This is a genomic window from Amycolatopsis anabasis, assembly GCF_009765355.1.
In the GTDB taxonomy this organism is placed as follows: Bacteria; Actinomycetota; Actinomycetes; order Mycobacteriales; family Pseudonocardiaceae; genus Amycolatopsis; species Amycolatopsis anabasis.
Genome location: NZ_VTHK01000030.1, coordinates 118,288 through 126,460 on the forward strand (window position 1 = coordinate 118,288; position 8,173 = coordinate 126,460).

Here is an 8,173-nt window from a genome sequence, read left to right on the forward strand (position 1 = left end):
TTGTGATGAGGATCATCGGCCGCCCCCGGGCGCTGCTCGCAGTTCTTGCCGCCTCCCTGCTGCTCGCCGGTTGCGGTTCCGGGCCGGGCCGGATGAACACCGCGGTCATCACCGGCGGGGAGACCGTGTCCGTGGACGAGATCCAGTCCCGGGTGGACAAGGTGCTCGCGTCCAGCGACTTCGCCAGGACGCTCGCCCAGCAGCACAAGCTGGATCTGCTCTCGCGCGAGATCCTCACCCGCGAGGTCCTCTACCAGGCCACCGAGAAGGCGGCCCAGCGCGAGGGCCTGCGTGTCGACGAGAAGGAACTCGCGGGGATGGTCGCGCAGCGCGAGGCCGCGAAGGCCGCGCTCGCGCAGCAGATCGGCCAGGACGGCATCGAGGCGCAGCTCGGCCTGGCCGCCGACGCCGCCTTCGACACCACCCAGGTGGTGCGCAACGAGGTGCTCCAGGGCGAACTCGGCGCCAAGTACCTGCAGCGGCTCGCGGTCACCTTCGAGGGCGCGCTCATCGACAGCGGCGACACCAGGACCGTCGCGAAGAAACTCGCGGCGCAGCTCGCCGCCGAACCGGCGAACGCGCAGCAGGTGATCGCCGCGTCCGGGCAGGACGGCGCCCGGCCGCTGAACAACGAGACGCTCAGCCTGGTCAGCGGCCTGCTGGTGTCCCGGAACCAGGAGTTCGAACTCTCCAGCAGCGCGCTGTTCAGCTCGGCGCCGGGCACCGTGGTCGCCTTCCCGCTCAGTTCGCAGAGCATGGGCCAGGCGGCCGAAGGCGGCGCGAGCACGGCCTGGGTGGTCGGCCTGATCACCAACCGGAACGAGAACGCGGCGCTCACCGAGAAGGAAGCCCAGATCGTCCCGGAGATCCCGGAGGGCCTGCTGAGCAAGATCGGCAGGCGGCTGGTGTCCCGGGTCGTGCCCGAGCTGAACGTGCAGGTCAGTCCGCGCTACGGCGTCTGGGACCCGATCGGCAACAAGGTCGCGCCGCGCGCCGAGGAGACCGTGGGCTACCTGTACCCCGCCCGCGCCGCGCAACCGTGAGCCCGCAAAGCACCGTCGTCCTGATCGCCCGGGGCGCGCCGTCTGTGCTGCCCGCAGCCGCGGTGCCCGAACTGCGCGGGCCGCGGCCGGTGTACGCGGCCTCCGACGCCGATCCGGCCGAGTTCGGCGTGGAACCGGCGCCGGATCCGGAGAAACTCCTCGCCGAGCCGGTCGTGCTGATCGCCGCGTCGCCCGCGGAACCGGGTGCGGCGGCGTTGCTTTCGGCCGGGGCGCGGCGCGTCGAGTCGCCGCGGTGGCCCGGTTCGGGCCTGCTCGAGGCCGCCGAGGTGATGGACCGGCTCCGCTCGCCCGGCGGCTGCCCGTGGGACGCCGTGCAGACGCACGAATCGCTGCGCCAGTACCTGGTCGAGGAGACCTACGAACTCCTCGACGCGATCGAGCAGAACGACCGCGCCGCCCTGCGCGAGGAACTCGGGGACGTGCTGCTCCAGGTGCTCTTCCACGCCCGGGTCGCGTCCGAGCACGCGCAGGACCCGTTCGACATCGACGAGGTCGCCGGGGAACTGGTGGCCAAACTCGTCGGCCGCCACCCGCACGTCTTCGCCGACGCGGCCCGGGTGCACACGGCCGAGCACCAGGAAGTGAAGTGGGAGGAGCTCAAGCAGGCCGAGAAGCGGCGGGAGTCCATTGTGGACGGAGTCGCGCTCGGCCAGCCCGCGGCCGCGCTGGCCGGGAAGCTCGGGCAGCGCACCGGCCGCGCCGGGATCCCGTTCGACCTGTTCCCGGGCGGTTCCGAACCCGCCGCCCAGCTGTTCCGGGTGGCGGCGGGCGCCAAACGGGCCGGGATCGATCCGGAGGGCGAGTTGCGCGCGGTGGCCAAGCGGTTCGCCGGACAAGTGCGGGCCGCCGAACGCGCCGCCCGGGCCGACGGCCTCGACCCGGCGACCCTGGAAGCCGAGGGCTGGCGCCGCTACTGGCCGCGCTGATCCGAAAGTGCGCGCACTTTCGGAGCGCCCGGGCCAGTAACCTGTTCGGGTGGTCGAACCCACCCAGTCGCGTACCGCTCCGGCGCCGATGCCTCCCGGGCCACCCCGCCGGTATGTCGCCCGGCTGGTCCTCGCCGGTGCACTCATCGTGACCGGCCTGGTGCTGGTCCTGACCATCGGCATCACCAGGGACGATCCGGAACCCGAGCCGCCGCAGCCGGAGTTCGTGGTGCCGCAGCTCAAACCGCCGCCGGGGGCGACCGCGCCCCGGCCGGCGCTGGCCGCCCCGGAGGACCGGCCGAAGGCCTCCGACGAGGCGGCGCTCGACGCGTGGTCCAAGCGCATCACCCGGATCATCCAGGTGCCCGCGCGGGTGCTCGCGGCCTACGGCCGGGCCGAGATGTGGATGCGGTCGGACCGGCCCGGCTGCAAGCTCTCCTGGGTCACCCTGGCCGGAATCGGCCGGGTCGAATCGCAGCACGGGCACTTCAACGGCGCCGAGGTGGGCGCGGACGGACGCCTGACCAAGCCGATCGTCGGGCCGGTGCTGGACGGTTCGCCCGGGGTGCAGGCGGTGCGGGACACCGACGGCGGCCGGCTGGACGGCGACGCCACCTGGGACCACGCGGTCGGTCCGATGCAGTTCCTGCCCGCGACCTGGCAGCGCTGGGCGGCCCGCGCGAACGGCGACGGCAATCCGGCGGATCCGCAGAACATCGACGATTCGGCGCTCACCGCGGCGCGGTACCTGTGCTCCGGCGGCGCCGATCTGTCCACTCCGGACGGTTGGTGGGGCGCGGTCCTCACCTACAACCAGTCGGTGGCCTACGGGCAGGAGGTCTTCAGCGGCGCCGACGCCTACGCCGCCGCTAACCCGCCCGCGTGACGTCCTCCTCGACCAGATCGGCGTTGAGCGCGCCCGCCGCGCGGGCCGCGTCGCCGGCCGCGGTGATGATCGAGGCGGCCGGATCGACGGTGTTCCCGGCGGCCCACACCCACGGCACGCTGGTCCGCCCGGTGCGGTCCACGGTGACCAGACCGTCGCCGTCCCGCGCACAGCCCAGCGAGCCGAGCAGCGCGTCCTTGGGCACGAACACCGGCCGCACGAACAGCGCCTCGCGCGCGACCACGGTCCCGTCGGCCAGCGCGATCCCGGCCAGCCGCCCGTTCTCGATCACCAGCCGCTCCACCTTGCCCGGCGCCACGCGGGTGGTCCCGAGCCGCCGGGCGTCCTCGTCACCGATTTCGCCGGTGTGCGGGAAGAAGATCAGGTCGTCGGTCCACTGCCGCAGCAGCAGCGCGTGGTGCACCGAGCCCAGCACGCCGACCGGCCGGTCGCGCACCTCCCAGCCGTGGCAGTACGGGCAGTGGTGCACGTCGCCGCCCCACAGCTCGGCCACGCCCGGGATGTCCGGCAGTTCATCGGTGAGTCCGGTGGTCACCAGGAGCCGCCGCGCCTCGATCACCCGGCCACCGGCCAGTTCGAGGGCCCGGTCGTGCCGCGCCCGGAGCACGGTGTCCTCGACGAACTCGCCGCCGAACCCGCGCACCTCGGCCCGTCCGATCCGCAGCAGCTCGGCCGGGGACAGGCCGTCCCGGGACAGGTAGCCGTGCAGGTTGGCGGCCGGGGCGTTGCGCGGATTTCCGGCGTCCACCACCACGACCCGCCGCCGCGCCCGGCTCAGCACCAGTGCCGCGCTCAGCCCGGCCGGGCCGCCGCCGACGATCGCCACGTCGTATTTCTGTGTGTCGTTCATGCGACCGAGTTTCCGCAGCCGCGGCCAGGTTGGCAAAGTTCTTTGCCGGTTTGACAAACTCCCGAGCGTGCGAGGTCAGCCGCTCTGGGTCGCGATCCGCGCGCTGACCTCGCCGAGCGCCTCCTGGTAGGCGGGCACCGGGTTCATCGCCGACGCCATCCGCAACTGGGCCAGCGCCTCGACCAGGCGGCCCAGCCGTTGCAGGGTCCGGCCCAGCACGAACCGCGCGTAGTGGTCCGACGGATCGAGTTCGACCACCCGGGTCAGGGCCTGTTCGGCGTGCCGGAGCTGGGCGGAGTGGAAGTAGGCGCGTCCGGCGAGCAGTTGCACGCTGGGCTTGTCCGGCTCGGCGTCCAGCACCGGTTCCAGTGCCTTCAGCGCGTCCAGCGGGCGTCGTTGCTCGACCAACGCCTCTGCTTGACGGAACGCCTGGAACCGGGCCTCGCCGGCATGATCCCGGGTGGGTTCCTCGTCAACCATGGTCCACTCGACGTTACCTGCGAAGCGTAACTTTCTCGACCCTTCTCACGGCCGCGCCAGTACCCGGTGGCGCCGTCGATCCGCTCGCGCGGGAGGTCCGCGTGACCGTTGTGCCGGGAGTAGTTCGCGGCCGGGGATCTCGGGGGTGGCTGGCATGGCCAGAGGGTGCCACCGGCCACCGACAGAAAACCGCTGGGCGCGAGAAGCCCAGGGGAGGTGTCGGGCTCGGGCGTCGGCATGATGGACTAGGCCGCCATGAGCGACGAACAGGATGTGCGGCACGCCGAGTACCTCGGCCTGGCGCCCTACCTTTACTACGCAGACGCCACCGAGGCGCTGGAGTGGCTCATCCGCGTCTTCGGCTTCACCGAGAAGGTGCGGTTCGTCGATTCGGCCGGACTCGTGTTCCAGGCGACCGTGCTGGCCGGGAACGCGGAGATCCAGCTGGCCGGGGTGGGCTCGGACTACTGGGAGGCCAAGGGCGTGGACGGCCCGGTCGGCCAGTTGAACATCGTTTACGTGGACGACGTCGAGGCGCAGTACGAGCGGGTGTGCGCCGCGCTCGGCGAGGGCGCCGACGTGTCCCGGCCGCAGGACCAGCCCTACGGCGCGCGGGTGTTCACCGTGCCGGACATCGGCGGCAACAGCTGGACGTTCTGGCAGCAGATCTCGGACACCGTGGATCTGCCGTCCGGCTGGCAGGAGGTCCGCCCCGAATGACCGACGGCGCGTGACGAACGCGACTGGCCTGCGTGCCTCCAACGGGTGATCATCGGCTACGGCTACGCTGGGTGCCGTCGTCGCTGGCACAACCGGGTGAGGAGCAGAGTGTGGCGGTCATCGAGCAGGTAGGCGCGCGCGAAATCCTGGATTCGCGTGGCAACCCGACCGTAGAGGTGGAGGTGGCCCTCGAGGACGGCACGCTGGCGCGGGCCGCGGTCCCGTCGGGTGCGTCCACCGGCGAACACGAGGCCGTCGAACTGCGCGACGGCGACCCGGCGCGCTACGGCGGCAAGGGCGTGGAGCGCGCGGTCGCCGCGGTGCTCGACGAGATCGGCCCCGAACTCACCGGTGTGGATGCCGTCGACCAGCGGATCGTCGACCAGAAGCTGGTCGACCTGGACGGCACCCCGGACAAGTCCCGCCTCGGCGCGAACGCGCTGCTCGGCGTGTCGCTGGCGGTGGCCAAGGCCGCGGCCGACTCGGCCGAACTGGAGCTGTTCCGCTACCTCGGCGGGCCGAACGCGCACGTGCTGCCGGTGCCGATGCTGAACATCCTCAACGGCGGTTCGCACGCGGACTCGAACGTCGACATCCAGGAGTTCATGATCGCGCCGATCGGCGCCGAGTCCTTCCGCGAGGCGCTGCGCTGGGGCGCCGAGGTCTACCACTCGTTGAAGTCGGTGCTCAAGGGCCGCGGGCTGGCGACCGGCCTCGGCGACGAGGGCGGGTTCGCGCCGGACCTGCCGAACAACCGCGAGGCGCTGGACCTGATCCTCTCCGCGATCGAGAAGGCCGGGTACACGCCGGGCCGCGACGTCGCGCTCGCGCTGGACGTGGCCGCGACCGAGTTCTTCGCCGACGGCGCCTACACGTTCGAAGGCGCGAAGAAGAGCGCCGAGCAGCTCGCCGGGTACTACACCGACCTGATCAACTCGTACCCGCTGGTCTCCATCGAGGACCCGCTGGCCGAGGACGACTGGGACGGCTGGGTGCGGCTCACCTCGGAGATCGGCGAGCGGGTGCAGCTGGTCGGCGACGACCTCTTCGTCACCAACCCGGACCGGTTGGAGGAGGGCATCAACCGCCGCGCCGCGAACGCGCTGCTGGTCAAGGTCAACCAGATCGGCACGCTGTCCGAGACGCTGGACGCGGTGAACCTGGCCACCTCCTACGGCTACAAGAGCATGATGAGCCACCGCTCCGGCGAGACCGAGGACACCACGATCGCCGACCTCGCGGTGGCCACCGGGGTCGGCCAGATCAAGACCGGCGCCCCGGCCCGCAGCGAGCGGGTCGCCAAGTACAACCAGTTGCTGCGCATCGAGGAGACCCTCGGCGACGCGGCGAGGTATGCCGGGGATCTGGCCTTCCCGAGATTCACTCCGGAACCCTGATCCCCCATGGCCGAGCGGGGTAGGGAGCGCAGCCGGCGCGGCGGCCGTGCGGAAGGCGCGTCCGCCCGCCGCCCGGAGCGTTCCCGGCGGGACACCGCGTCCCGGCGGGACGGCTCCGGAAAGGCACGGCTGCGCCGCGGGCTCAGCGCGAAGCGGGCCTCCGGTGCGGCCAAGGTGCTCGGCATGTCCACCACGCGGCGGGCCGCGGTGGTGGCCATCGTGGTGTGCGCGCTGGCGTTCACCATCGCGGTGCCGTTGCGCACCTACCTCACCCAGCGCTCCGAGGTGTCCGAGCAGCAGCAGCGCCGGGCGCAGCTGCAGGCCGAGGTGGCCGAGCTCGAGGCGCGCAAGAACCAGCTCTCCGATCCCGCGCAGATCGAGGCCGAGGCGCGGCGCCGCCTGCGGTACGTGATGCCCGGGGAGACGCCGTACATGGTGCAGCTGCCCGAGGACAAACCGGCCTCGCAGCCCCAGGCGCCGGGGCAGCAGTCGATCCCGCTCGGCGCGTGGTACGAACGCCTCTGGCGCGGCGTCGCCGGTTAGTGCCGTCTGCCCGCCCGTTAACCTTCGTAGCCGTGAGCAGCACCGGAACGCCCCAGTTCGAGCCCGTGACCGATGCCGACCGCGAGGTCATCCGGGAACAGCTCGGCCGCCCGCCGCGGGCGTTGCGGGCCGTCGCCGCGCGGTGCCCCAGCGGCCATCCCGCGGTCGTCCAGACCAATCCCCGCCTGGAGAACGGCACCCCGTTTCCCACGCTCTACTACCTGACCTGCCCCCGGCTGGCGTCGATGGTCGGCCGGTTGGAGGCGTCCGGGCTGATGCGCGAGATGACCGAGCGCCTGGAAGCCGATCCCGGACTGGCCGACCGGTACCGGCGCGCGCACGAGTCGTACCTCGCGCAGCGCGACGCCATCGAGCCGCTCGGTCACCAGGTGACCGCGGGTGGCATGCCGGGGCGGGTCAAGTGCCTGCACGTGCACCTCGCGCACACGCTCGCGTGCGGTCCCGGGGTCAACCCGTTCGGTGACGAAACCCTGGCCCTGCTGAAGGCAACCGGCTGGCCCTCCGGTGACTGCGCCCCGTCCGGCGAGTAGGTGCCGGGCGGGGAGGGTTGCCGTGGTCGTGGTACCCCGCGTGAAGGGGGCCGGATGGCCGCCCGACCGGTTGCCCGAAAAAACGCAAGGGAGATTCGCTGCGTTTCTACAGTAGTAAAGGTCCCCCGCTCCCGATCTTCCGTAGTAAAGGTCCCTTGCTCCCGATTCGCGCGTAACGATGGGGCGGGCGGCGGAGATAGTTGGGCCAGGTGGGGGAATCTGGGTGTCCGGGGCAACCCGGGGCCGCCGGCGGGGGTGAAACCGGCAGACCGCTGCGGCAGTCTTACTACGGAATCTTCACACCGGGCGGATGACTATCAAAGCATCGAGCACCATGGGCGGCCGTAAGGGGAGAGTGCAGGCGTGCGTGCGTCGCGAGTGACCGGAAACATCGCCGGTGCGGCACGAAGAATCGGGCTGCGTCACAAGACGATCGTCGCGGTGGTCAGCGGCACGCTCGCCGTGCTGCCCGCCGTGGCGGCGAGCAATGGCGCAGCGAGCTGGACCAACCGGGTCAGCACCGAACAGACCGACAACGCCGCCCTCGAGGGCGGCTACGACCCCGGCATCAACCAGATCGGCGTGGACGGCAGCCTCCCCTCGGCGCCCACGCCCCTGCCCCTTCCCGCGTACGAGCTCCCGAACGGCCCGCTGGGGATTCCGGGCACCGCGCTGAAGGCGTACCGGAACGCGGCCGACATCCTGGCCCGGGAGCAGCCGAACTGCCACATCGAC

General features: G+C 71.9%; 9 protein-coding genes and 1 pseudogene. 8 read left to right on the forward strand and 2 right to left on the reverse strand.

Features of this window, described 5'->3' with window-relative positions; translation table 11 throughout:
* The first annotated feature begins 2 nt into the window (after positions 1 to 2).
* From FXO23_RS32500 to FXO23_RS32510, 3 genes are read left to right on the forward strand one after another with little or no spacing between them, the layout of a single operon-like run.
* The gene (locus tag FXO23_RS32500; RefSeq protein ID WP_158889315.1) at positions 3 to 1,043 is read left to right on the forward strand and encodes a hypothetical protein; all 1,041 of its coding nucleotides are present in this window, start codon (positions 3 to 5) and stop codon (positions 1,041 to 1,043) included.
* Positions 1,040 to 1,990 (forward strand): nucleoside triphosphate pyrophosphohydrolase, encoded by a 951-nt coding sequence (locus tag FXO23_RS32505; RefSeq protein WP_158889316.1) that lies wholly within the window; start codon positions 1,040 to 1,042, stop codon positions 1,988 to 1,990. The genes FXO23_RS32500 and FXO23_RS32505 overlap by 4 nt, the downstream gene beginning before the upstream one ends.
* A 49-nt stretch (positions 1,991 to 2,039) precedes the next feature.
* The gene (locus tag FXO23_RS32510) at positions 2,040 to 2,876 is read left to right on the forward strand and encodes a lysozyme family protein (protein WP_246258163.1); all 837 of its coding nucleotides are present in this window, start codon (positions 2,040 to 2,042) and stop codon (positions 2,874 to 2,876) included.
* On the opposite strand, the gene FXO23_RS32515 is transcribed toward FXO23_RS32510, so the two are convergent.
* Together FXO23_RS32515 and FXO23_RS32520 are read right to left on the reverse strand one after the other, a co-directional pair.
* Positions 2,860 to 3,747 (reverse strand): NAD(P)/FAD-dependent oxidoreductase, encoded by an 888-nt coding sequence (locus tag FXO23_RS32515; protein ID WP_158889317.1) that lies wholly within the window; start codon positions 3,745 to 3,747, stop codon positions 2,860 to 2,862. The genes FXO23_RS32510 and FXO23_RS32515 overlap by 17 nt on opposite strands.
* 75 nt (positions 3,748 to 3,822) lie before the next feature.
* Entirely contained in the window at positions 3,823 to 4,227 is a 405-nt protein-coding gene (locus tag FXO23_RS32520) for a tetratricopeptide repeat protein (RefSeq protein ID WP_158889318.1), read from the reverse strand.
* A gap of 255 nt (positions 4,228 to 4,482) precedes the next feature.
* On the opposite strand from FXO23_RS32520, the gene FXO23_RS32525 reads away from it, so the two are divergent.
* The 5 genes and pseudogenes from FXO23_RS32525 to FXO23_RS32545 form a co-directional block, all read left to right on the forward strand.
* Complete coding sequence (locus tag FXO23_RS32525) at positions 4,483 to 4,947, forward strand: VOC family protein (RefSeq protein ID WP_158889320.1); 465 nt, start codon at positions 4,483 to 4,485, stop codon at positions 4,945 to 4,947.
* A gap of 110 nt (positions 4,948 to 5,057) precedes the next feature.
* A complete protein-coding gene (gene eno / locus FXO23_RS32530; RefSeq protein WP_158889322.1) occupies positions 5,058 to 6,344 on the forward strand; it encodes a phosphopyruvate hydratase in 1,287 nt (428 codons plus the stop codon).
* Positions 6,345 to 6,350: 6 nt separating this feature from the next.
* Complete coding sequence (locus FXO23_RS32535) at positions 6,351 to 6,887, forward strand: FtsB family cell division protein (RefSeq protein ID WP_158889324.1); 537 nt, start codon at positions 6,351 to 6,353, stop codon at positions 6,885 to 6,887.
* 32 nt (positions 6,888 to 6,919) lie between these two features.
* Positions 6,920 to 7,438, forward strand: a complete 519-nt coding sequence (locus FXO23_RS32540) for a DUF501 domain-containing protein (RefSeq protein ID WP_158889326.1) — start codon at positions 6,920 to 6,922, stop codon at positions 7,436 to 7,438.
* Positions 7,439 to 7,801: 363 nt separating this feature from the next.
* Positions 7,802 to 8,173, forward strand: a pseudogene (locus FXO23_RS32545) (lytic transglycosylase domain-containing protein); the annotation flags it as partial.

Excerpts from the sequence above, each read along its gene's own strand:
- FXO23_RS32515 (WP_158889317.1), bottom strand. The coding sequence starts at position 3,747 with ATGAACGACACACAGAAATACGACGTGGCGATCGTCGGCGGCGGCCCG.
- FXO23_RS32520 (WP_158889318.1), bottom strand. The coding sequence starts at position 4,227 with ATGGTTGACGAGGAACCCACCCGGGATCATGCCGGCGAGGCCCGGTTC.
- FXO23_RS32525 (WP_158889320.1), top strand. The coding sequence starts at position 4,483 with ATGAGCGACGAACAGGATGTGCGGCACGCCGAGTACCTCGGCCTGGCG.
- FXO23_RS32535 (WP_158889324.1), top strand. The coding sequence starts at position 6,351 with ATGGCCGAGCGGGGTAGGGAGCGCAGCCGGCGCGGCGGCCGTGCGGAA.